General features: G+C 67.2%; 19 protein-coding genes and 1 pseudogene. 1 reads left to right on the top strand and 19 read right to left on the bottom strand.

What is annotated here, in order from left to right; genetic code table 11:
• Positions 1–23: 23 nt before the first annotated feature.
• From nirB to QNI11_RS13920, 19 genes and pseudogenes are all read right to left on the bottom strand, one after another.
• On the bottom strand, positions 24–2,459 hold the full coding sequence (nirB, locus tag QNI11_RS14010; protein WP_283980594.1) for a nitrite reductase large subunit NirB: 2,436 nt from the start codon (positions 2,457–2,459) through the stop codon (positions 24–26).
• Between the two features lie 14 nt (positions 2,460–2,473).
• Positions 2,474–3,412, bottom strand: coding sequence for a GAF domain-containing protein (locus tag QNI11_RS14005; RefSeq protein ID WP_283980593.1), 939 nt, complete (start codon positions 3,410–3,412; stop codon positions 2,474–2,476).
• A 102-nt stretch (positions 3,413–3,514) separates the two neighbouring features.
• Complete coding sequence (locus QNI11_RS14000; RefSeq protein ID WP_100931019.1) at positions 3,515–5,212, bottom strand: ABC transporter ATP-binding protein; 1,698 nt, start codon at positions 5,210–5,212, stop codon at positions 3,515–3,517.
• A gap of 5 nt (positions 5,213–5,217) precedes the next feature.
• Positions 5,218–6,300, bottom strand: a complete 1,083-nt coding sequence (locus QNI11_RS13995) for an ABC transporter permease (protein ID WP_100929987.1) — start codon at positions 6,298–6,300, stop codon at positions 5,218–5,220.
• 199 nt (positions 6,301–6,499) lie between these two features.
• A complete protein-coding gene (locus QNI11_RS13990; RefSeq protein WP_100929988.1) occupies positions 6,500–7,864 on the bottom strand; it encodes a CmpA/NrtA family ABC transporter substrate-binding protein in 1,365 nt (454 codons plus the stop codon).
• Between the two features lie 288 nt (positions 7,865–8,152).
• Complete coding sequence (locus QNI11_RS13985) at positions 8,153–9,325, bottom strand: ABC transporter substrate-binding protein (RefSeq protein WP_283980592.1); 1,173 nt, start codon at positions 9,323–9,325, stop codon at positions 8,153–8,155.
• Complete coding sequence (locus QNI11_RS13980; protein ID WP_100929990.1) at positions 9,322–9,906, bottom strand: ANTAR domain-containing response regulator; 585 nt, start codon at positions 9,904–9,906, stop codon at positions 9,322–9,324. The genes QNI11_RS13985 and QNI11_RS13980 overlap by 4 nt, the downstream gene beginning before the upstream one ends.
• A gap of 89 nt (positions 9,907–9,995) precedes the next feature.
• Positions 9,996–11,087: a DUF1513 domain-containing protein gene (locus tag QNI11_RS13975; RefSeq protein WP_283980591.1), complete on the bottom strand. Its 1,092-nt coding sequence runs from the start codon at positions 11,085–11,087 to the stop codon at positions 9,996–9,998.
• Between the two features lie 3 nt (positions 11,088–11,090).
• Positions 11,091–12,104 carry an imelysin family protein gene (locus QNI11_RS13970; protein ID WP_283980590.1) on the bottom strand — a complete coding sequence of 338 codons (1,014 nt, stop codon included), beginning with the start codon at positions 12,102–12,104 and terminating at the stop codon, positions 11,091–11,093.
• Positions 12,104–13,618: a di-heme oxidoredictase family protein gene (locus QNI11_RS13965; RefSeq protein WP_283980589.1), complete on the bottom strand. Its 1,515-nt coding sequence runs from the start codon at positions 13,616–13,618 to the stop codon at positions 12,104–12,106. Before QNI11_RS13965 ends, QNI11_RS13970 begins: the two co-directional genes overlap by 1 nt.
• A 148-nt stretch (positions 13,619–13,766) precedes the next feature.
• The gene (locus QNI11_RS13960; protein ID WP_283980588.1) at positions 13,767–15,026 is read right to left on the bottom strand and encodes an imelysin family protein; all 1,260 of its coding nucleotides are present in this window, start codon (positions 15,024–15,026) and stop codon (positions 13,767–13,769) included.
• A 197-nt stretch (positions 15,027–15,223) separates the two neighbouring features.
• The gene (locus QNI11_RS13955; protein WP_283980587.1) at positions 15,224–16,183 is read right to left on the bottom strand and encodes a sensor histidine kinase KdpD; all 960 of its coding nucleotides are present in this window, start codon (positions 16,181–16,183) and stop codon (positions 15,224–15,226) included.
• Complete coding sequence (locus QNI11_RS13950; RefSeq protein ID WP_283980586.1) at positions 16,180–16,866, bottom strand: response regulator transcription factor; 687 nt, start codon at positions 16,864–16,866, stop codon at positions 16,180–16,182. Before QNI11_RS13950 ends, QNI11_RS13955 begins: the two co-directional genes overlap by 4 nt.
• Positions 16,863–18,314, bottom strand: a pseudogene (locus QNI11_RS27735) (DUF4153 domain-containing protein). Before QNI11_RS27735 ends, QNI11_RS13950 begins: the two are co-directional and overlap by 4 nt.
• Positions 18,315–18,447: 133 nt before the next feature.
• Positions 18,448–20,001, bottom strand: a complete 1,554-nt coding sequence (locus QNI11_RS13940) for a polyamine aminopropyltransferase (RefSeq protein WP_283980585.1) — start codon at positions 19,999–20,001, stop codon at positions 18,448–18,450.
• Complete coding sequence (locus tag QNI11_RS13935; RefSeq protein WP_100929999.1) at positions 19,998–20,222, bottom strand: DUF350 domain-containing protein; 225 nt, start codon at positions 20,220–20,222, stop codon at positions 19,998–20,000. The genes QNI11_RS13940 and QNI11_RS13935 overlap by 4 nt, the downstream gene beginning before the upstream one ends.
• 30 nt (positions 20,223–20,252) lie before the next feature.
• Positions 20,253–20,414: a hypothetical protein gene (locus tag QNI11_RS13930; RefSeq protein WP_198521744.1), complete on the bottom strand. Its 162-nt coding sequence runs from the start codon at positions 20,412–20,414 to the stop codon at positions 20,253–20,255.
• Position 20,415: 1 nt separating this feature from the next.
• Positions 20,416–21,696, bottom strand: coding sequence for a DUF4178 domain-containing protein (locus QNI11_RS13925; protein ID WP_283980584.1), 1,281 nt, complete (start codon positions 21,694–21,696; stop codon positions 20,416–20,418).
• On the bottom strand, positions 21,693–22,253 hold the full coding sequence (locus tag QNI11_RS13920; RefSeq protein WP_283980583.1) for a DUF4178 domain-containing protein: 561 nt from the start codon (positions 22,251–22,253) through the stop codon (positions 21,693–21,695). The genes QNI11_RS13925 and QNI11_RS13920 overlap by 4 nt, the downstream gene beginning before the upstream one ends.
• 525 nt (positions 22,254–22,778) lie before the next feature.
• Between QNI11_RS13920 and iolG the strand changes: the two genes are divergently transcribed.
• Positions 22,779–23,771, top strand: coding sequence for an inositol 2-dehydrogenase (gene iolG, locus QNI11_RS13915; RefSeq protein ID WP_283980582.1), 993 nt, complete (start codon positions 22,779–22,781; stop codon positions 23,769–23,771).
• The last annotated feature ends 35 nt before the right edge of the window (positions 23,772–23,806 follow it).

Below are 23,806 nucleotides of genomic sequence, written 5' to 3'. Positions count from 1 at the left end.
GCCAGCAGGCCGGAGCGCGCCCGTCATTCCGCCGCCTTCAGCGACAGGTCCGCCAGCGGCTGGAAGGTCCGGGCCGCCTCCGGGTCCGCGCGTTCCGCCCAGGGATCGGTCTGGTAGACCGACTGGGATAGATCGAAGCGCTCGACCAGCGCCTTGCGCTCCGCCGCGTCAGAGAGAACCTCCTTCACCCAGTCCAGCCCGACCTTCGCGACCCACTTGTAGGGCCGGTCGAGGTACTTGGCGTTTTCCCGGTAAAGCTGGACGAAGGCCACGGTCCACTCGATCGCCGCCTCTTCGGAGGTCACGTCGACCAGGCGTTCGGTCTCTTTCACGTCCATGCCGGCCGCACCCGCGACGCCGACCTGGTAGCCGCTGTCCACGCAGATGATGCCCACGTCCTTGCAGGTCGCCTCCGCGCAGTTGCGCGGGCAGCCGGAGACACCCAGCTTGACCTTGTGCGGCGTCCACGACCCCCAGAGCCGCTTTTCCAGCTTGATGCCCAGCCCGGTGGAATCCTGCGTGCCGAACCGGCACCAGTCCGAGCCGACGCAGGTCTTCACCGTCCTGAGGCCCTTCGTGTAGGCGTGACCCGAGACCATGCCGGCGCCGTTCAGATCGGCCCAGATCGCGGGCAGGTCCTCCTTCTTGACGCCCAGCAAGTCGATCCGCTGGCCGCCCGTGACCTTGACCACCGCGTCGTATTTCTTGGCGGCCTCGGCGATGGCGATCAGTTCTTCCGGCGTGGTCATCCCGCCCCACATCCGCGGCATGACGGAATAGGTGCCGTCCTTCTGGATGTTGGCGTGGTTGCGCTCGTTGACGAAGCGCGACTGCGGATCGTCGCGGTAGTCCAGCGGCCAGTCCGCCAGCAGGTAGAAGTTCACCGCCGGACGGCACACGTGGCAGCCGTTGACCGTCTTCCAGCCCAGCTCCTGCCAGACCGCTTCCTGCGATTTCAGTTCCTGGCTCTTGATAAGCCGCCGCACGTCCTCGTGGCTGAGGTCGCAGCAGGTGCAGATCGGCTGCGCAGCGGGCTTCTCGAAGGCGTCGCCCAGCGAGACTTCCAGCAGTTGTTCCACCAGTCCGGTGCATGTCCCGCAGGAGGCCGACGCCTTCGTCACCGCGCGCAGGGCGCCCAGATCGGTTGCGCCGCCTTCGATGGCGTCGACGATGGTGCCCTTGCAAACGCCGTTGCAGCCACAGATTTCCGCATCAAGCGGCAAGGCTGCAACGGCTGAGAGAGGGTCCGAGGAGCCGCCTCCCTGGTAGGCCGGGCCGAAGATCAACGTGTCGCGCATGTCCGACACGTCGGTGCCGTCCTTGATCAGGCCGAAGAACCAGTTTGCGTCGCCCGTGTCGCCGTACATCACCGCGCCGATCAGGCGGTCGGCCTCGATCACCAGACGCTTGTAGATGCCCCGGGCCGGGTCGCGGTAGACGATGTCTTCGCGGCCCTCGCCCTCGGCGAAGTCGCCCGCGCTGAAGAGGTCGCAGCCGGTCACCTTGAGCTTGGTGGACAGCTCCTTCATGGCGAAGGTGGCGTCGTTGCCGGTCAGCGTTGCGGCCAGCACCTTCGCCTGGTCGTAAAGTGGGGCGACGAGGCCGAAGAGGTTGCCTTCGAACTCCACGCATTCGCCCACGGCGTAGACGTCCGGGTCGGAGGTGCGCATCTGCGCGTCGACCTTGATCGCCCGTCCGCAGTCGAGGCCGGAGTCCTTGGCCAGCGTCACCGCCGGGCGGATGCCCACCGCCATGACGACGATATCGGCCTCCAGCACGGTGCCATCGGCGAGGTTCACCCGCTCCACCTTGCCGTCGCCCTCGATCTCTTGCGTGGAGGCTTCGAGGATCACGTTGATGCCACGCTTTTCCAGGTCCTTTTTCAGCAGGTAGCCGGCAGAGGCGTCGAGCTGACGTTCCATCAGGTGGGAGGCGATGTGCAGGACTGTCACCTCCATCCCGCGCAGGCGCAGGCCCGCCGCCGCTTCAAGCCCCAGCAGACCGCCACCGATGACCACGGCCTTTGCGCCGGGTCTGGCGGAAGCCTCGATCATTGCGTTGGTGTCTTCGAGATCGCGGTAGGCGACCACGCCGGGCAGGTCGTGCCCGGGCAAGGGGATGATGAACGGCGAGGACCCGGTGCCGAAGATCAGCGTGTCATAGGGCACTTCGCCCTTCTCGCCGACGACGACCTTGCGGGCGCGGTCCACCTTCAGGACCTTCTCGCCGAACCGGCAGCGCACCTTGTTGGTGGCGTACCAGTCGTCGTCATGGGTGACGATTTCCTCGAAGCTCTTCTCGCCCGACAGAACGGGCGACAGCATGATGCGGTTGTAGTTGCCACGCGGTTCGGCGTTGAACAGCGTGATCTCGAATGCGCCGGGGGCTGCGTCCAGCAGGTGCTCCAGCGCCCGGCCCGAGGCCATGCCGGCCCCGATGACGACCAGTTTCCGTGTCATCTCGCTTACCTCTCTTACACGTACCAGGCGACGACGTGGCTGACCTTGCCGTCCTTGTGGATCGGCAGGGCAACCATGGTGTCATAGCCCGCAGTCAGGGCGGGGGTGCCGCTTTCGACGACCGGCACGCCGGTCCCCAGTGCACGCCCGATCAGGCCGTGCCACGCCTTGACCCGCTTCTCGGGCTCGGCCTCGCCGGTCCAGAGCGCGCCTTCCCGGGCGCAGATGCCGTCCGCCAGAACCGCGGAGGGTTCGGCCCCCACACGTTCGGCGCGGGCGTCCCACATCTCGAATCGGTGGGCGATGGGCGTGCCGCGGGCGGACAGCAGGGTCAGCACGTAGGTCACACCGCCGGGAACCGAGATCGGCAGTCCGAGGCCCGTGGTCAGGCCCGCCTTGCCGGCGCTGTCTGCACGGATGAAGCGGTAGCCCGACCCCAGGTCGCGCAACAGCATCGGCGCCTGTGCCGACCACACCCCGCCCGGCAGGCCCTGGCCCTTGGGGAAATGCGTGTGCTGCGACACCCACTCGAAGTGCTTGGCGGCGCCGTAGTAGCCGTCGTCGAGCATCAGCAGGCCGTCCTGCTCTGCCCAGATCTCGATGGCGCCGGTCCGGTTCTCGTCGTCCCCGCACAGCACGACCAGAACGGCCTTCAGCTCTGTCCCGGCGAACACCGGGATCGCCACGGCGGTGGTCAGGCCTGCCTCGGTCGCGGGTTCGATGCGCTTGAAATACGACCCGTCAAAGCCTTTCAGCACGACCGGGCGTTTCTCGGCCCATGCCTTGCCGGGCAGGCCTTCGCCCTCGGCAAAGCTGGTCCGGCTGGAGGCCTCCTCGAAGGCCGCGAGGTCGCCGTAGCTGCCCGCCGCCAGTTCGAGGGTGCCGTCCTTCGGCACCCAGACCTCGGTGACCTGTATGAACGGTTTGACGTCTGCTTCCACGATGGTATCCATGTGACCGGCTCCTTTCCGGTTCCGGCCCGCTCGGGGCCGTGCTGTTCTGTCGGTTCAGGATCTCCCCGGGCCGTCACGTCCGGCCCGGGGCGGGCGGCCCTTTCAGGCGGCCTCCCGGTTCTTTTCCGGCTTTTCCTCGGATTTCGCTTCGGACTTGCCCTGCTTGCCGTGCTCGTATTCCTCGAGGAAATTCAGCACCTGCTCGCGGTAGAGGTAGTAGTCCGGGTGCTCCAGCAGCGCCTTGCGGGTGCGCGGCCGGGGCAGGTCCACATCGACGATCTTGCCGATGGTTGCCTGCGGCCCGTTGGTCATCATGACCACGCGGTCGGCCAGGAGGATCGCCTCGTCCACGTCGTGCGTGACGCAGACGGCGGTGACCTTCGTGCGGTCCCAGACCTCCATCAGCACTTCCTGAAGTTCCCAGCGGGTGAGACTGTCGAGCATCCCGAAGGGCTCATCCAGCAGCAGCAGCTTGGGCGAGAGGGCAAAGGCCCGCGCGATGCCGACCCGCTGCTTCATGCCGTTCGACATGTCGGCGGTGGAGCGGTCCATGGCGTCGCCCAGCCCCACGCGTTCGAGGTAGTATTCCACCACGTCCTGCCGTTCGGCCTGCGACGCCTTGGGATAGACCTTGTCGACGCCGATGGCGCAGTTCTCGCGTGCGGTCAGCCAGGGAAAGAGGTTGGGCGACTGGAAGACCACGGCGCGTTCCGGATCGGCGCCGCGCACCTCGTAACCGTCCAGCTTGATGACCCCCTTCGAGATGGAGTTGAGACCGGCCGCCATGGTCAGCACCGTCGACTTGCCGCAGCCCGAGTGCCCGATGAGCGAGACGAACTCACCCTTGTTGAGCTTCAGGTTGAAGTCCTCGACCACGGTCAGCGGGCCCTTGGGCGTGGGGTAGATCTTGTGAAGCTGCGAGAAGTCCAGGTAACGCTCCTCGATGCCCGAAGCCGCCGCTTCCTTGACCGCCGCCGGGACCGAGTGGATCGGCGTGACGTTCGGCAGGATCCGGGTGCCTTCGGTCTTCGCCTCGATGCCCACGTCCATCAGGTAGTTGGTGACGGCAAGGCGCAGCGCCTTGAAGCCGTCGTGGTGGTTCATCTCGCCCCGGTCGCGCGGACGCGGGATGTCGACCTTGAACTCCTCACCCAAGGTGCCGTCGGGGTTTAGCGCGATGATCCGGTCTGCCAGCAGGATCGCCTCGTCCACATCGTTGGTGATCAGGACGCATGTCTGTTTTTCCTGCTGCCAGATCGCCTCGATCTCGTCGGCGAGGTTGGCGCGGGTCAGGGCGTCCAAAGCCGAGAGCGGTTCGTCCAGCAGCAGCACTTCGGGGTTCATCGCCAGCGCACGCGCCACGTTCACCCGCTGCCGCATCCCGCCTGACAGTTCCGCCGGGCGGCGGCTGACGGCGTGCGACAGGCCCACCATCTTGATGTAATGCGCGGCCTTCTGCGCCTTCTCGGCCTTGGGCATCGACGGAAACACGCTGTCGAGCGCCAGCCGCACGTTGCCCTCCACCGTGAGCCACGGCATCAGCGAATAGCTCTGGAAGATCACGCCGCGCTCGGGGCCGGGACCGTCGACCGGCTTGCCTTTGAAGGTGACCTCGCCCTTCGTGGGCTTTTGCAGGCCGGCCATCAGGTTGATCAGCGTGGTCTTGCCGGAGCCGGAGAAGCCCAGCAGGACCAGAAATTCGCCTTCTTCCACCTTCAGGTCGATGCCGTTCAGGACATGCGTTGCGGCGGTGCCCTGGCCGTAGCTCTTGGAGACGTTCTTGAACTCTAGGATACCCATGTCGATCACCGCTGGTTCGTGAAGGTGAAGAGGGACTGCAGGGCGTACATCACGCGATCCAGCAGGAAGCCGATGATGCCGATGGTGAAGACCGCGACCATGATCTTGGCGAGCGAGGAGGAGGACCCGTTCTGGAACTCATCCCAGACGAATTTTCCAAGGCCGGGGTTCTGGGCCAGCATCTCGGCGGCGATCAGCACCATCCAGCCCACACCGAGCGACAGGCGCAGACCGGTGAAGATCAGCGGCAGGGCAGAGGGCAGGACCAGCTTGGTGATCTTGGTCCAGGTGTTCATCTTCAGGACCTTGGAGACGTTCACCAAGTCCTTGTCGATCGACGCCACGCCGAGGCTCGTGTTGATCAGCGTCGGCCAGAGCGAACAGAGCGTCACGGTCACGGCGGAGATGATGAAGGACTTGGCAAACAGGCCGCCATCGGTCGCGGCGGCGGCGGAGACGATCATCGTCACGATGGGCAGCCAGGCCAGCGGCGAGACCGGCTTGAAGATCTGCACCAGCGGGTTGATCGCGGCATTGGCCGTGGGCGACAGACCGGCGAGGATGCCCAGCGGCACGGCGACCAGCGTCGCGAGCACGAAGCCGAAGAACACCGTCTGGATGGAGGTCCAGATCTGCTGGTAGTAGGACGGCGCGCCGGTGTAGGCCACGTCCTTGACCTTCTCGGGCTCGCCCGCCTCGATGAACTTTTGGTTGCGCTTCTCAACCATCGTCTCGAACTTCGCCTGCTTCTCGGCCTTGGCGATGGCGTCCTCGTGCAGGTTCACGGCCTCTTCCCAGACCTGGCCGGGGCCCGGCACGGCACCCAGAGAGGTCTGCACCTGCGGCGCCAGCATTGCCCAAAGCGCGAGGAAGGCGACGATGGCGAGGATCGGCACGATCAGCAGCCGCCAGATCTCTTTCATCTGCGCCTGCGGGTTGTCGCCGGCTGCGGCCTTTAGGACGGGTGTGACCCAAGACAGGCCAAGCACCTGGAACCACTTGTCGGCTTTGTTGATGCGGGTGAACAGACGGGCGCGCCGGGCTTCCCGGGCGGCGTCATCGGTGAAATTCGGATCGACGGTCGTCATGTTTTCGGGTCCTCGTTGCGCGCAGACAGATCGGCCGCGCGGTGCTTGGGTTGGTTGCGGAAGAGGGCGGGAAGGCCGTGTCCGCGTATCCGGAGAAAGTCGGCATTCAGGGAGGGCGCACCGGCGGAGCCACGGTTTTGCTCATCCAATGCGGGAGGTGTTCTGCGCCCGTACATCGCACGGGCGCAGGGGCGTCAGATCAACCCTTGACCTCGGTCCCGACGACGGTCTGCTCGCCCTTCAGCCCAATCGGCAGGCTTTCGAGGTAGGCGTTGGGCGCTTTGCCGTCATAGGTGATACCGTCGATGATATCCTCGGCCGGGGTCGGCGCCTTGTAACCGTCGGTGTCCCAGGGGAAGTCTTCCTCGTTGGCGAGACCTTCGTCGACCAGCAGGCGCGCCGCTTCGAGGTAGATCTCCGGCTTGTAGACCGACTTCGCCACCTCGTCGTACCAGCTGTCGGGCTTCGCCTCGGCGATCTGGCCCCAGCGGCGCATCTGGGTCAGGTACCAGACCGCGTCCGAGTAGAAGGGGTAGGTGGCGTTGTAGCGGAAGAACACGTTGAAGTCGGGGACCTCGCGCTTGTCGCCCTTCTCGTACTCGAAGGTGCCGGTCATGGAGTTTGCGATCACCTCGGCGTCGGCGCCGACGTATTCCGGCTTCGACAGCATCTCGACCGCTTCCATGCGGTTGGCGTTGTCGTTCTCGTCCAGCCAGATGGCGGCGCGGATCAGCGCCTTGACTACCGCGAGCGTGGTGTTCGGGTTTTCCTCGGCGAATTCGGCGGTGATGCCGAAGACCTTCTCGGGGTTGTTCTTCCACAGTTCGTAGTCGGTGATGACCGGCACGCCGATGCCCTTGAAGACGGCGGCCTGGTTCCACGGCTCACCCACGCTGTAGCCGTAGATGGTGCCGGCCTCGAGTGTCGCGGGCATCTGCGGCGGGGGCGTCACGGACAGCAGCACGTCGGCGCCGATCTGGCCGGTGATGTTCTCGGGCGAGTAGAAACCCGGGTGCAGGCCGCCGGCGGCCAGCCAATAGCGCAGTTCGTAGTTGTGGGTGGAGACCGGGAACACCATGCCCATGTTGAAAGGCTTGCCCTCGGACTTGTACTTCTCGACCACGGGGGCCAGCGCCTCTGCCGAGATCGGGTGCTGCGGCAGGCCGTCGGCGTTGGTCGGGATGTTGGGCTTCATCTCGTCCCAGACGGCGTTCGACACGGTGATGCCGTTGCCGTTCAGGTCCATCGAGAAGGGGGTGATGATGTGCGCCTCGGTGCCGTAGCCGATGGTCGCCGCCAGCGGCTGACCGGCCAGCATGTGCGCGCCGTCCAGTTGCCCGCCGATGACGCCGTCCAGCAGGACCTTCCAGTTGGCCTGCGCTTCGAGCGTCACGAACAGGCCCTCGTCGAGGAAGTACCCCTGTTCATAGGCGACAGCGAGCGGCGCCATGTCGGTCAGCTTGATGAAGCCAAAGGTCAGTTCGTCTTTTTCGAGGTCCAGTTCGGCGAAGGCCGGGCTGACCAGCGCGGTCGAGGCGGCGAGAGCTGTGAGGAATGTCTTCATTGTGCTTCGTCCCTTTTGTGTTGGGTCATCCGCGCCAGGGCACGGGGCAGAAACAAAAAAACACCGCAGACACATCCGGCCTCGGGAGGAGGAGAGGCCGAAGGTGAGCTGCGGTGCTCGGTGGTTTCCCGATCATCGGGAGAGAATTTCGTGCAAGCCCGCGCCATTGCGGCCTTGCCCTTTCAGTTGTCAGATCTGCCGTGCTGCGATCAAGAGATTTTGCTGCGACGCGGCGCCCACGCTTTTATTATTCACTTCCGGCGCATGTTTGTGCCGATTTTCGCGGCACTACTCGGCCAGAGGATCAAAAATGCGTCCGTCGAAGAACGCGTCCGGCAGCAGGGTCAGGCGTCCCGACTGCGCCGCGACGGCGGTTTCGTGGCGAATCGATCCCTCCAGCTTCTCGGACGCTCCCGGCAGGTCCGCGCCGCTGTCCTTGAGCTGCGCGCGGTAGATGTCGCTGCGGAACACACGGGCAGAAGCCGCCGCCGCCGTCGCCAGGTCGAGGCCGCTGCGCAGGGCGAGGCCGCGACCGATCCACTTCGCCTGGCTGCGCCACGGGAAGGTGGCGGCGCCTTCGTGGAACTCGATGAAATGGGGCACTTCGCGCTGTTCGCCGTGGCCGGAGATCGTCAGCCGACCGGACAGCGCGCGGTCGATCAGTTCGGACGGCAGGTCAAGGTAGGCCGGGCGCGACAGAATCTCGGACGCGGACATGCGGTGTTCCGGGTCCTTCAGCCAGCGGCCCGCCTGCCACACGGCCCGCATGAGCCGCCCCAGCAGGTGCGGCTCTGTCTCTGCCCAGTCGGTCCGAACCGCCAGCACCTTCTCCGGCGCGAAGGCCCAGATGGCACTGCCCGGCAGCAGGAGCGCGCCTGTGCCTTCCTCCACCGCGAGCGACCCCCAGGGTTCGCCCACGCAGAAGGCATCCACGTCGCCGTCGGCAAGGGCCTGGGCCATGAGGGGTGGCGGGACCGTGCGCACTTCGTAGTCGATGGGCGCGAGCGCGGTCGCCTCGATCCAGTAGTCCAGCAGAGAGCGGTGCATGGAGAAGGGGAAGGGCACGCCGAAGACCAGCTTGCCATCGACGGCGCCGGCCAAAGCCTCCGCCGCGGCGGAGGGATCGCGGAAGTCGAAGACGTAGCCCTGCGCCCGCATCCGGTCTTCGAGCGCACGGCTGACGCCGATCACGTTGCCGTTGACCGACAGGACCGAAACCGCCGAGATATCCTGACGGACCCCGCCCAGCCCCAGCGCCATGGCGACCGGCACCGGCGACAGAAGCTGCGCCGCGTCCACCCGGCCAAAGGCCAGCATGTCCCGGACCGACGACCACGATGGCGCGCGCACGAGGTCGAGTGCTATGCCCTCGGCATCGGCAAAGCCCATCTCGTTGGCGAGGATCAGCGGCGCCGCATCCACGAGCGGCACGTAGGCGACCGGCACGTTCACGATCTTCATCCCAAGAGCCCCGCCGTTGTCACGATGGCCTCTGCCACCTCCGCCACCCGGCGCCCCTGGTCCATCGCCGCCTTGCGCAGAAGGGCGTAGGCCTCTTCCTCGCCCAGACCGCGCGCCTTCATCAGCAGGCCCTTGGCGCGGTCGATGACCTTGCGTTCCTCCAGTGCGCGGCGCGTCTCGACCAGTTCACGGCGCATCCGGTGCATCATCTGGAAGCGGGCGATGGCGGCGTCGAGCACCGGCTTCAGCCGTTCAGGCTGCAATCCGTCCACCACGTAGGCCGAAAGGCCCGCCTCGATGGCGGTGCGGGCCAGACCGCCCGCAGCTCCGGACACGAACATCGCCACGGGGCGCTCCAGCGGGCCGGAGGCCAGCGTCAGTTCCTCGAGCATGTCGCGCGTGGGATTGTCGACGTCGATCAGGACCACGTCCGGCGCCAGTGCCGCGATGCGGCGGGCCAGCGACGACGGGTTGCCGATCACATGCACGTCGAAGTCGCCGGAGCCCTGCAGCGCATCGACGATAGCGATTGCGCGGTCCCGGTCGGCCTCGACGACGACGATGGTCAGACGATCACTCATGCGTCCTTTGTGCCCAACGCACGGCGCTGCACAAGGTACATGCCACGGCTATCTGCCGCGTCGCGCGGCAGATGCCTGCAAAATGGGCGTCAGGCGGCGCGGGAGGGTCCGACGGGAACGATGTGGTTGTCCCAGGCGACCTTGTGCATGCGCAAAACCTTTGCGTCGGTTCCGACCGCGTGGAATCCGCCGGTGCCGGTCGATGCAACAAACCCGTCGCCCAGCGGCGCCAGACCGCAGACATCCGTCAGGGCCACCTCCGTCCGGAAGGCGCCGCTGTCCGCGTCGAAGACCTGCACAAGACCGCCCCGGGGCGAGGTGATCGCAACGGAGGAGCCGTCCCTGCTGAACGACACGCTGCCCGCGTAGCCCTGCATCGCGCCATGCGATGGTTCCGGGGCCTGCGCCCAGACCGGTGCCTCTCCGCGCCGGTGGAGCATCAGCAGGGCCGGGGCGTCAGACAGTTCGCCCTGCCATTGCAAGGCCAGCGCAACCTGTCCGCTGGCATGGACTGCGAGGTGACGCATGGAGTTCTTGTTCTCGGTGGCGGGCGGCTCGACCACGTCCTGCACCGTGCCGTCGAGCGTCGTGTAGGTCAGGTTCGGCGCCATGAAGGGGATATTCAGCTTGGCGCGCCCGGCGTCCGGGTGGGTCTCGATCCCGCCATTGGCGATGACCAGCGACTTGCCATCGGGCATCAGGCGAAGCTCATGCGGCCCGGTGCCGCCGGACGGGAACTCTCCGAGGCGGCGGTAACCGCCCGCGACGTCCCAGATGCCGATGATGCCTTCCGCGTGCTCGAAATCGTTCTCGGTGGTGAACAGCAGCCCGCCGTCCGCCGAAAACGCGCCGTGGCCGTAGAAGTGCCGCCCTGCAGGGGCCGTCAGCTCGGCCTTCACCTCGCCGGTGAGGCAGTCCAGAACCACGGCGTAAGTGCCGGGGCGGCGGGCGAAGGCCACGGCCTCTGCGCGTTCGGGGTGGGCGGCGGCGGCATGGCCCCGCGCGGGAAGGGGCACGTCGAACAGGCTGTCACCGCCGGCCGAGACCCCGTGCAGCGCGTAGGACCCGCCGGGCGTCTGGGCGGCAGCCAGGTAGGCGGGACCGCCCACATCGGCCCAGCTGCGCATCGGCCAGAGGCCCGCGGCGGCCAGACCTCCCAACATGCCCCGGCGTGACAGCATGGGTCAGTCTCCGTCCTGGGAATTGAAGCCGGCGGCAAGGCCCAGCTCAGGGCCCAGCTCCGACGCGATGACAAAGCGGATCGTGTCGATCTTCTGCTGAAGGACTTCCACCTTGAACCGGCCCATGGGCGTGTCGACGCCAGCGAAGACCGGGCTTTCCTGTGCCTCGACCTCGGCAAAGGCCGCATCGTAGGCGTCGGTGATCCCGGCGCGGACCTTTTCGGGCGCGTCCTGCGCCAGTGCCAGCGCCAGATCCTCTGTCGCCTCCAGCGACAGGCGGACATGGCGCAGCGAGCGTTCGGAGCGGTAGGCCTCTGCCCGCGTGGGGCGGGGACGCTCGAAAGTACCGAGCGGGCGGCCCAGCCGCGTGTCGGAGGTGAACTGCAACCCGCTGGTCAGCGTGGTGTAAAGCGCCTGCAAGGCCTCGTCGTTCGTGCGGTACCGCCCGTCCGGACCGATCTCTGCCTCCGTGAAGGCGTCGGAGAAATCGGTTCGCCAATCCTCGAGGATGGCGTCGGAGATGTCGGAGATGTCGCGCGTCACCGCCTGTATCAGGGCGCAGCCGTAGTCGCCCGCGCCGGTGAACTGCGGATCGAACAGCAGGAATTCCATCGCGTAGAAGCCCCGCGCGGCGATCGACACATGGGTGAAGGTCTCCGCCGTCTCCACGGCAGGGTCCTCATCCGCGATCAGCGTGGCGAGCGTTTTCGGGGTGAAGCCGCGGGTGTCGGGCCAGAACGCCAGCGCGAAGGCCCGGTCGCCGGTTTCGGTCGGGCCGAGGCGCAGGTGGCTGACCCGGACCCATGCGTCGAATGCGTCGGACCAGGCATCGCGCAGCGCGGGGCTGTCCGGGGCGCAGTCCGTCCGGGCAACGGTTTCGAGCGCGTCGGCCTTCTCTGCCAGTCGTTCGAAGCCGGGAATGACCTCGGTCGCGACGATCTCTGACGGGGCGGGGTTGGCCAGCGCCGCACCCGCGCAGAGGCAGAACAGGGCGGACAGGGCGGGACGAAGGGGCATCACAGGCTCTCCAGGTATGTCAGCAGGGCGGCGCGGTCCGGCGGCGGCATGTTCGCGACCGAGTCGCGCTGCGCCTGCGCCTCTCCGCCATGCCACAGCACCGCTTCGAGAAGGGAGCGCGCCCGCCCGTCATGCAGGAAGTAGGTATGCCCGGAGACCTGTTCGGTCAAACCGATCCCCCAGAGCGGCGCGGTGCGCCATTCCTGTCCGCTGGCGCGTGCCTCTGGCCGGTTGTCGGCCAGTCCCGGCCCCATGTCGTGCAGCAGCATGTCGGTGAACGGCCAGATGAGCTGGAACGACTGTTCGGGCCGGTCCTCCAGGCGGTGCGTCACGAAAGTGGGCGTGTGGCACTTGTTGCAGCCGGTTTCGAAGAAAACCTGCTTGCCGCGCAGCACCTCCGGGTCGCCTTCGCCACGGCGGGCGGGCACGCCGAGATTGCGGCTGTAGAAGGCCACGAGGTCCAGGCCTTCGGCGTCGATTTCGAACCCGCGTTCGTCCGTGTCGCCGTGGGCGGCAGCCAAGCAATCGACCTGCGCTTCGGTGCATTCGCCGGCACCCGCATCGAACAGCGGGTTGGAAATGCCGATGTCCCCCGCGAAGGCGGCGGCCGACTGTTCCCGGATCGTGGGCGCGCCCGCCTTCAGCCCGAAACGGCCGAGCATGGGCTGGTTGTATTCTGCCGACCAGACGATCTGCGCCCGGCCGGAAATACCGTCGCCGTCGCTGTCATCGGGATCGGCGTTGGCAAGGATGTCCTCCGCCGGGATCGCTTCCAGCAGGCCAAGGCCGATCATCTGCGGTGCCACGCGCGGCGAGAGCATCGCGCCCTCTGCCAGCGGGCCGTAGCCCAGATCGGCGGCGCGGTAGGTCGGCACCCGCAGCGAAGCGACTTCGCCCCCGGAGAGCCGGACCTCTTCCTCTTCGTAGGTGATGTCGAGCCGGTATTCCGCGGCGTGGCCGGGCAGGGCGAAGTCCTGAAGTTGCAGGCCGTAAACCGGGTCGGCTTTCGTCGGCAGGTATTCGGCAATTTCTTCGAACACGTCTTCGTCGGTGCCCGGCACCGACACGCGCAGGAACATCGACACGGCTGTGTCCTCGGGTCCTTCGGGCGGATGCCCTCGGCCGTCTTTCAGGTGACAGCGCTGGCAGGACCGGGCGTTGTAAAGCGGGCCAAGCCCGTCGGAGGCGAGGGTGGAGGAAGGGGCGGATACCCAGACCTTCTTGAACAACCCGTTGCCGACCTTGAAATCCAGTTCGCGCTCGAAGGAGATGTTGCCGGATGGCTGCGAGAAGGCGTCCGCCGTGGTCATGGCGCGGACCGTCGCCGCGCCGCCGGGGTTGGCTTCGAAGGTCTGCGGAGTCTCGAACTGCTGGGGTGCGGCTGTGGCGCCTGCAATGCGGTCACGCTCGGCTTCGGTGCGGGGCACCACATGAAGGTGAACGTCCGAAAGGTCCTGTGCCGCTGCTGCGCTTGTCAGTCCGACCAACGCGACCGTGGCTATCCACCCTGACATCGACCCGCTTCTTTTCATGCCCGTCTTCTCCGCTGGCTGGGCCGCGCAGTCGGGCCCTGGCTCTGGTCCCCGGCCCGCAGCAAGGGCGGGCCGGGGGTATCCCGTACCGGTCCGGCACCCATTCCGGACCGGCACAAGCTTCGGCGTCTTACTGAAAGACGGCCGAAGGATTGTCGAGGCTGTCGGAGCCTTCGAACTCGATGCCGTCAACCGACAGGGCGGAGACGACGCGCTCGATGCTGCGGGTCTGGTCGACCAGCGCCTCGACTCCTCCCATGATCAGCGCCTCGCCCTCGGCGTTGCCGCGTTCCAGCATCATGTCGTAGGAGAAGCCGTCCTCGGCCGCCGCGACGATGGCGCCCAGCTTGTCCATGGTGGTGTCCAGCTTGGCCTTCATTTCCTCGTCGAGGGCAGGATCGGCCTCGGCCACCATGTCGCTCAGCGAGGGGCCGGTCACCTCGGTGCCGTCTACCCGCGTGTAGCTGCCGAGATAGACGTTCTGCACGCCCTTGCCGTCGTAGAAGTGCGAGTTGTGCGTGTTGTCGGAGAAGCAGTCGTGCTCTTCCTCCGGGTCGTTCAGCATCAGGCCGAGGCGCATCCGTTCGCCCGCCTGCTCGCCGTAGGACAGCGACCCCATGCCGGTCAGCATCGCCACGATCCCGGCGTCCTCGTCTTCCATCAGCGCATCGCGGGCGGCGCCGCCGTCCTGCCATTGTGCGGCCATCCACTCGAGGTCGCTGACCAGAAGCTCGGTCGCGGCCTGGAGGTACTCGGCGCGGCGGTCGCAGTTGCCGTTGGTGCACTCGTCGCCCGAGGCGTAGTCGGTATAGGGCCGGTCACCGGCACCGGCCTCGGTCCCGTTGAGGTCCTGACCCCAGAGCAGAAACTCGATGGCATGATAGCCGGAGGCCACGTTCGCCTCCACCCCGTCGGCCTCGTGCAACGTGCCGGAGATCAGGTCGGGCGTGATCTCGGAAGCATCGACCTCTTCGCCGGAAAGCGTGAAGGTCGGGGTCGCGATGACGTTCAGGCCGGCGAACTGGTTCTCGTCGGACGGCCCGCCATAAGTGGCGTCGACGTAATCGATCAGCCCTTCGTCCAGCGGCCAGGCATTTACCTTGCCTTCCCAGTCGTCCACGATGGCGTTGCCGAAGCGGAAGACCTCGGTCTGCTGGTAGGGGACACGCGCGGCGAGCCATGCCTCGCGGGCGGCGTCGAGTGTTTCCTGCGAGGGATCGGCGATCAGCGCATCGACGGCCTCCTGCAGGGCCTTCGCGGTGGTCAGGCTGTCCTCGTATCCCGCCTGCGCGATGTCGGCATAGGTGTCCAGCACCTCGGCGCTATCGGCGGCAAAGAGCGGTGCAGCGCAAAGCGACATCGCGGCGGCGGTGGTCATCAAGGTCTTCATGGGTGTCCCTCCATCTGTCGTGTCTTAGACTCTTCCTGAGCGTTTGAGTCGGAAATGTCAATCCTGACGAAATGACTCGGCATATGGATTGCTAAGGGCGTGTTTGCCGTGAGGGGTGTCTGCCCGTCGGTCCGTGGGGGGCTAACCCGCACCCAAGGAGGTATTTGCACCAAGGTGAAGGGGAGGCCCTTCGCGGATCAGTGGGTGGTCCAGGTAATGCGGAAACGGGCGCCGGTGGCAGACGGCACGAGGGCGATGTCGCCGCGGTGCGCGGCGAGGATGTTGGCTGCGACGGCGAGGCCCATGCCCGTTCCGCCGGCATCGCGGCGGGTCGTGAAAAAGGGGTCGAAGATGCGCGCGGCGTTGCCGCCGGAGATGCCGGTGCCGTTGTCGTGCACCTCGAGCGTTGTCTGTTCGTCGGACTGCCCGGCGGCGATGGCGACCCTCGTGGCGCCGTGCTCCGCGGCGTTGTTCAGCATCTGTGCGAGGACCACCAGCACGCCTTCACGGCCCATCGGCAGAGCAACGCGCTGCCCGTCGAGGTCGATCTGCAGGCCGGGGTGTGCGGCAGTCAGGTCGGGCGCCAGCCGTTCCAGCGTGGTGCTGCCAAGATAGCGGACCTCGCGTGCCCGCGCTGCGCGGCGCAGGGCCGACAGCCGGGTCTCGATCTGCTGGCGGGCGGTGTCGATCCGGGCCAGAAGTTGCTGTTCCTCGTCGGAGAGGGCCGCGGTGTCCTGCATCAGTTCCACTGCCGCGCGGATCGCGGAGACCGGTGTCTTCATCTCGTGCGTGACGTGGTCGGTGTAGGCGCGGACCGTGGCTTCGCGGTCGCGCAGCGCCTCTGTCATTGCGATGACCCGCTGGGCGGTGGCGTGGAGTTCGCGGGTGCCGTAGTGGCGCGGGACCTCTGCCGTGCCTTCGGCCATGGCGTAGGCTTCGAGCGCATGGATCGGGCGCAGCAGCAGGCGGACGAGCAGCCAGCCCACGACCGCGGTCACCGCCGCGATCAGCGATCCGAGCAGCACGGCTGCCTCGCGGTAGCCGATCGCCGGGCCGAGGTAGCGGAAGACCACCAGCCCACTCAGCGAGAGCGCGAGGGTCCCGGCCAGTGCGCCACCCAGCACCAGCCCCAGCGAGGGGCGCCAGCGGCGGGTCACGCGGCGTCTGCCGTGCAGGGACCGAGGCGCATGCCCTGGGCGTGCACCGTCTCGATGGCTTCGGGGACGCCGGCGTCGGCCAGCTTGCGGCGCAGGTTGCGCAGGTGGCTGTCCATCGTGCGGTCCGATTGCTGCGCGCCCGCGCCCCAGACGGCGGAGGCCAGCTCGGCGCGGGTGAAGAGCCGCCCGGGCGCGGCGATCAGCGTGTCGAGCATCTGGAACTCCGTCCCCGTAAGCGCCACCGGCTGTCCGGCGGCGCGGCAGAGGCGGGCTTCCCGGTCGAGGGTGATGGCGCCGTGGCTGCGGGTGTCGTCGCGGGCGGGCGCGCCGTAGCGCCTGAGGATCGCGGCGACGCGGGCCACGACCTCGCGCGGGCTGAAGGGCTTCGTGACGTAGTCGTCGGCGCCCATCTCCAGTCCGACGATGCGGTCCACCTCGTCGTCGCGCGCGGTGAGGAACAGCACCGGCACGTCGGAACGGGCGCGCAGGCGGCGGCAGACCTCGAAGCCGTCCATTTCCGGCAGGCCGATGTCCAGCACGATCAGGTCGGGTGTCTCTCGCGCGGCATGGGTCAGGGCGAGCGCGCCGTCGGCGGCGCAGATCACCGTGTGCCCGGCGCGTTCGAGTGCAAGGCGCAGGAGGTCGCGCAGGCTGGGGTCGTCGTCGACAATCAGTATCTTCATCGGGTCGTGGGCTCCGCTTCGGCGAGACCATATCCGCCGACGCGCGCCTTTCGGAACCCCCATTCCTGCCAGTGCGCGATCCGTGGCTCGGTCAGGGCGCAGCCGTGTCGGACGAGCACGCCTTCGAGATAGGGCCTTTGGGCGACGGCCCGGGCATAGGCGTCCTGCGCCATCGGGCCGAGGCTGCAGACGTAGGCGAAATCGGTCTGCCGGGTGGCCGGGGCCGACAGGTTGCCGTCGGCGATCTTCTCGGCGACGTTCACAAAGGCGGTGGCGTAAAGCGTGGCGAGCCCCAGCAGCGCGCCGCGCACCAGGAGCCAGCGGTTGCCGTGACCGCGCAGCACCTGCCAGACGGCCAGCGCCAGCATCAGCGCGACGAGCCCCATTCAGATCATCGCATGCACGCGCAGGTAGGTAAGCCCGTAGGCCGCGACGTAAAGCTCCAGCCGCAGCATGGCGGCGCCGCAGAGCACCACGTTCTGCACCAGCCACAAGAGGAGGAGCGGCCGGATTGCCCGGTGTTCGCCGAGGAAGGGGCGCGCGGCCAGCGCGAAGGCCCCGGCAAGCAGGGCGGTGGCCAAGAGCGGGTAGGCGCCGCGATGGGCGTATTCGGCGTAGGTCATGCCTTCGGGCAAGGCCGCGCCGCCCAGCAGGATCGCCGCGTCCATCACGGTCTGAACCGCGATCAGAGCGTTGAACATGACCAGCGCCCGCAGCACCGACGTGCGGGTCAGGCCGAAGCGCGGGCCGGCCATGGGCAGTGTTTGCGGAAGGGCGACCGGGCGGGGCAGGCTCCGGTCGAGAAGGGGCCAGACCAGCAGGGCAATGCCGGCCCAGAACATCCCGCGTTGCAATAGTGTGAAGACGTCGGGGCGCAGGTCGAGGGCCTGGCCGAGCACGGGGTTCGCCCCGACGAGCAGCCCGGCGAAGACCAATGCGCCGCCGACCGGAAAGGCCCAACCGGCGGCCAGGCGTCTCAATGCACCGGTCTCCGGTGCGCGGCGAAGCGCCCGGAAGGCGTGGCACCAGCGGTCCGGGTTGAGGGGGGCCGCCCATGCGCCGGGCAGGCGTGCCAGCCAGGCGAGGCCCGTGGTCAGCCAGGGGTCCTCCGGCCGGACGCGCGCCCAGACGAGGCTTGCGGCGAGGCCGGCGAGGAGAAAGCCCACCGACAGGACCTGCACATATTCGACCACAGGCAGGGCGCCCAAGACCAGCAGCAGGGCCGGGCGCACCAGCCGCGCCGTCGGCCTCCCGTCCCATGTGGCGACGGCAAAGATCGCTACGGCGAAAAGCGCGAGGGATATGCCGGGGGTGCGGTGCCAGAACAAGAGGTCCGCGAGCAGCACGAGGAACGCCAGACCTCCGAAGCGTATCGCCGCACCCCGGCGCGTGTCCGAGGGGGTTGCTTCGCCATCACCGCCGTCGCCATCCAGCCACCATCCGTCCATCGCCAGTACCTGCGGCACGCCGCGCGCGAACTCCTGTCCCATGTGTGTCTCCTTCGTTGAGCCTTTGGCGCAGGCTGGCGTGCCGCGCGTGCAAGGGCGCGTCAGGAGATGTGCAGGGGTCGTGCAGGCGGGCCTAGCGGAACCAGTGGTCCCAGCCGCTCAGGTAATAATCGACCAGCCGGTGGGTTTGCAGGGTGTTGGGCTCCACCTCAACCCGGTCGGTATCGGCCGCAAAGACCTGGGCGCCCTGCCAGACCTCGGGCGTGAGGAACCGCAGCCCCTCGGGCAGGTCGAGCGGGCGGGCGCGCCGTGCGAGCGGTTCGACGATGACGAAACCCCATTCGCCGAAGCTCGGGACGTAGGCGTGGTAGGGCAGGATGGTCAGCCCGGTGTCCGGGGCGGCCGGGTTGCGCACATCCTCCCAGGTCCGGACGACGGACCAGAAGGCCTCTCGCGCGTAGACGGGCGATCCGGCCTGCGTGACCAGCACGCCGGTGGCCGAGACGCGCTCCATCAGCAGGCTGTAGAACTCCCGGCTGTAGAGCTTGGAAAGGGCGATGTTCTTCGGGTCGGGCAGGTCCAGCACGATCACGTCGAAGATTGCGTCGGTGTCCTCGGCAAAGCGCCATGCGTCGGCATTGACCACATGCACGCGCGGGTCGCGCAGGGCGCCGCTGTTCAGGGCGGCCAGTTCGTCGGTGTCGCGGAACAGCTCGGTCATGCGCGGGTCGAGGTCGACCAGCGTGATGCTCTCGACGCCCTCGTGGCGCAGCACCTCGCGCGCCGCCATGCCGTCGCCGCCACCGAGGATCAGCACGTCCTTCACACGTTCGGCCCGGGCCATGGCCGGGTGGATCAGGCTTTCGTGGTAGCGGTACTCGTCGAGGCTGTCGAACTGGATGGAATGGTCGAGGTAGAGCCGCACCCGGTCGCGGAACCGCGTGACGGAGATCTGCTGGTAGGGCGTCGTCTCCGATGTGATGACGTCGTCCTCGAACAGCGCCGCATCGGCGACGGAGACCAGCCGCTCCGACTGGACCAAGGCCGCAACCGAGGCCAGCAGCGCCACGCCACAGCCGATCCATTGCGCCCGGCTGGCGAGATCCCGGAAGATCACCAGCGACAGCGCCGCCACGGCGAGGTTCAGCGTGCCGAAGGCGAGTGAGGCGGACATCAGCCCGAGGTTGGGGATGACCAGCAGAGGGAACGCGAGGGAGGCCGCCAGCGCACCGACGTAATCGGCGGAGAGCACGTTCTCGAACCGGAAGGAGGTCGCGCCGATGGATTCCAGAACGCGGGCGATCAGCGGGATTTCCATGCCGGAGAGCACGCCGATGGCGATCAGTGCACCGTAGAGCGCCAGCCCCACCTCGCCTGTCGCGGCGTAGGTGAAGAACAGGAGCGGCGCGAGGAAGCCGCCGATGACCCCCAGCGCGATCTGCGCCCAGATGAAACCGCGCACCGCCTCTCCGACAAAGCGGGAGGCCCAGGCGCCCAGACCCATGGCGCTGAGGAAGACGCCGATGACAAAGCTGAACTGCCGTATCGAGTCGCCGAGAAGGTAACTCGACACCGTACCGGCGATCAGCTCGTAGATCAGGCCCGCGACCGCGACGAGGAAGGTGGCCAGAAGCAGCCAGACCTCCTTCAGCCGCCGGTCGTCCGGGGCGCCAGCGGGCGTGTTCAAGACAGGATGACTGCCGAGATGATGATCGCCAGCGCAAGGAAGACCGATCCGATCAGCACCGCCAGCGCGGTGTTCTGGTCTTCCTCGATTTCCTTGATGACGGAAAAATGGGTGAAGCGGTTGATCGCCCACCAGCAGGCCCCCATCAGCGCCACCCCGAGAAAGGTGTAGAAGATGGTGCTGATGACTTCCGACAGCTGAATGGTGATGACCGGTTCCATGTGAGACTCCCTCAAATCCTGTTCTGCGCGCTATTTCACCCGGCCCGCAAGGCCGCCGGGTCCGGCAGAGCCCTGCCGGATCGATTTCGAGACATCCGAGCTGGCCCCGCCGTATCCGTACCACGACACGTAGGTCGTGCCCGCGACCGCCGCGAGCGAGACCATGACGAAGACGATGCGAAACAGGTTCATGTCAGTCCTCGTCCGTCCAGTCTGAGCCCGAGAAGCGGACGGTGCGGTGCCAGAGCCGGCGGCCCAGCGGGATCACGGCGACGAGGCCGAAGAGGATGCCCAGCACCCCCAGCCAGCCTGCCGACCGCACGCCTTCGCGGGCGGAGACGGTGAAGCTCGTGGGTTCCGACCCGGAGATCCAGAGCTCCGTTTCCTTCTCGTTGAAGATGATCTGGTAGGTGCCGGCGGCGGGCGGGCGGAAGCGCAGGTTGGCGGTGCGGTTGCCCTCCGTCCACGTGCCGTCGGAGTCGCGGCCGGAATAGAACTCCATCGCGCGGCCGGATTCGAAGAGCGTCTCGCCCTCCGGGTCCAGGACCTCCATCCCGACCCAGAGCCAGGCGTTCGACGGGTGCGCCCCGAGATCGATCTGCACCAGCCGGTCGGTCTGCGTGACCGGGAATTCCACGGTCTGGGGCAGGGCGGCCAGAGAGATCGCCGTCTCGCCCAGCACGTCGCGCTTGTTGGCGGTCGCCGCGACGAAGAGCGACAGCACGATGCAGGCCGCCGCGAAGATGGCGGCGGCGCGCGTCATGAAGCGGTCGTTGGTGCCGCCCTTGAACGGCATCAGCGGGTGGCGGGACAGCGGCGGTCCCAGCGGGTCGGTCAGCTTGAAGGCGGCTGCCAGCTCTGCCGGGGCCAGCCAGATCGTGCGGTGCATTTCCCGCTCCACCCCGCTTTGGGAGAAGTCGAGCATCGCCTCGTCGGATAGCGCAGAGATCGTCTGCGTGGTGTCGTCGATCTGCGGCGCCCAGGTGAATTCGCCTTCGAGGAAGGTGATGCGCGCGTCTGACGTCTCATAGTAGCGGAAGCGTTCGCCATTCAGCAGGACCTGCGGGCGGCTTTCTGCGGATTCGACCCAGCGGCTGTCCATCCACGAGGGGTGGCTGACCTTCCGCACGCGGCGCGAGAAGGTGTAGTTGCCCTCTTCGACGTTCAGCCAGGCGTAGCCGTGGGTAGGCGAATAAAGCTGGTGCTCCACCCATCTCCACGGGCCGTCCTTCATGCCGATGGTGCCGACGATGATCCAGTCGACCCCGAACAGGGTGCCTTCCATGCCCAGCCGGAAGGGTGTGTCGGGGCGCTGCAGGTCGTCGAACTTGCGCAGGACCTTGTAGTCTTCCTGCGCGTCGAGCTCTGCCCCGCAGTAGGAGCAGATGTGCACCACCACGCGCCCGCCACCCAGCACGTTCAGTCCCGCGCCGCAGGACGTGCAGTTGATGGAAGCAAGGGCCGCGCGCGTCACGACACCACCTTCAGCGTGCCGGAGACCTCGAAGGGATCGTGCCATTCGCCGGTGAACCACGCGGTGCCGGTGCCGTCGGTCTCGGCAGAGAGCAGCGTGCCCTCATCCCCCTGCGCGTTCGCGTAGCTGAAGGTGTCGCCCACCACGACCCGTTCGCCGAACACGCCGCGGACCGCCACGCATTCGCCGTTCCCGGTCTCCACGACGCGGAAATGCTCCCTGTGCCATTCGAACGGCATGCCGATGCGGCTGTTTGTGCGCAGCGCCGGTTGTTCGGCGCTCTCGTCCACCGGCACCTGTATGACGATGTCGCCCTCGTCGACGGAGATCCAGGCGCCTGCGCCCTTCGGGTCCTCGCACCAGTATTCGTCCCACCAGCCGCGCCCGTAGGAAAAGCGTGCGTGGCCCAGCACTTCCCACGCCTTGCGGCCCAGCTTCACGATGTCGCCGATGGAGAAGAGCTGCGGCCCGTCGTGCATCTCGCCGGACGTTCCCGCGTTCAGCAGCTTGTCGGACTGGACATAAAGCGTGGTGTCGCAGGACGGGCAGGTCAGCATGACCGCCGTCTTCACCTTGTCCGGAATCGGATGTCCACAATTCGGGCAGTTGAAATCCATGCGATTGTCTAACCGGACCCGGGGTTTCAGATCAACGCTGAAGACGCCGCCGAAGACGGAGGCATTCCGTACCCCGACATGCGGCTTGGTCGGAACGCAGGCCGCGGGGGTCTGTGGGGCGCCACAAGCCCCGCATGCGGCCCGGCAGCATGGTCCCCGTGCCGTGAGAGAATATTGTCATTCGCCGCCTTCCCGCATGATGCGATATGAGGCGAAGGCGGATGGGCGGCTTGCATCGCCCCTCATCTCGGGAGAGAGCTTTGCAGAAGGAGGAGCGATATACGGACAGGACCGCCGATGCGTCGACGCTTGCGTGACAGGGGCCGCCGATCCGCGCGCCGGTCGCACGAGGCCGCAGCACCGAAGCGCGGCCTTGCCCGTGCCGTCACCGGCCGCCGATCCTGACCGCATGGCCGTGCCCGCCTCGGCCATCCCTGATACCGTTCCTTGCAAGGAGCCTCTCGAATGACCCTACGCTTTGCCATCCTCGGCGCCGGCCGCATCGGGCAGGCCCATGCCCGCGCGATTTCCGCCACACCCGGCGCCTCTTTCGTCGCGCTTTACGAACCGCTGGAAGAAGCGGCGTCCTCCATGGCGCAACGGTATGGCTGCGACTTGCGTAGCACCGACGACATCGCGGCCTCCGACGACATCGACGCCGTGGCGATCTGCACCCCCACGGACACACACGCCGACCTGATCGAAAAGTTCGCCAGGGCGGGCAAGGCGATCTTCTGCGAGAAGCCCGTCGACCTGTCGGCCACCCGTGTCCGCGAAGCGTTGAAGACCGTGGAAGAAACCGGCGCGACCCTGATGGTCGGCTTCAACCGCCGCTTCGACCCCGACTTCATGGCGGTGAAACGGGCAATCGACGCGGGCACCATTGGCGACGTGGAGATGGTGAACATCATCTCCCGCGATCCGGGCGCGCCGCCGGTCTCCTACATCAAGGTCTCTGGCGGCATCTTCCGCGACATGACGATCCACGATTTCGACATGGCGCGCTGGCTCCTGGGTGAAGAGCCGGTGACCGTGATGGCGCAGGGCTCGAACCTCGTCGATCCGGAGATCGGTGCTGCGGGCGACTGGGACAGCGTCAACGTCATCCTCAAGACCGCGAGCGGCCGGCAGGCGGTCATCAGCAATTCGCGCCGCGCCACCTACGGCTACGACCAGCGGATCGAGGTGCACGGATCGAAGGGCATGGCCTCGGCCGCCAACCGCCACGAATCCACCGTGGAGGTCGCTGGCGAGGGCGGCTATGCCCGGCCGCCGCTCCTGAACTTCTTCATGGACCGGTACGCCGTGGCCTACGCCAACGAGATCGCCGCCTTCGTGAAGGCCGTGGTCGAGGGCACGCCGACGCCGACGACCGGCGAGGATGGCCTCAAGGCGCTGGAACTGGCCGATGCGGCCTTCGAATCCGCGAAAACCGGCAAGGCCGTTTCGCTGTCCTGATCCGCCTTGGCGCAGCAGGGCGGACGCTGCCCTGG

It is taken from the genome of Sagittula sp. MA-2 (assembly GCF_030126985.1).
In the GTDB taxonomy this organism is placed as follows: Bacteria; Pseudomonadota; Alphaproteobacteria; order Rhodobacterales; family Rhodobacteraceae; genus Sagittula.
Note: the sequence above shows the minus strand (reverse complement) of the source record. Positions and strands in the feature narration are given on the sequence as shown.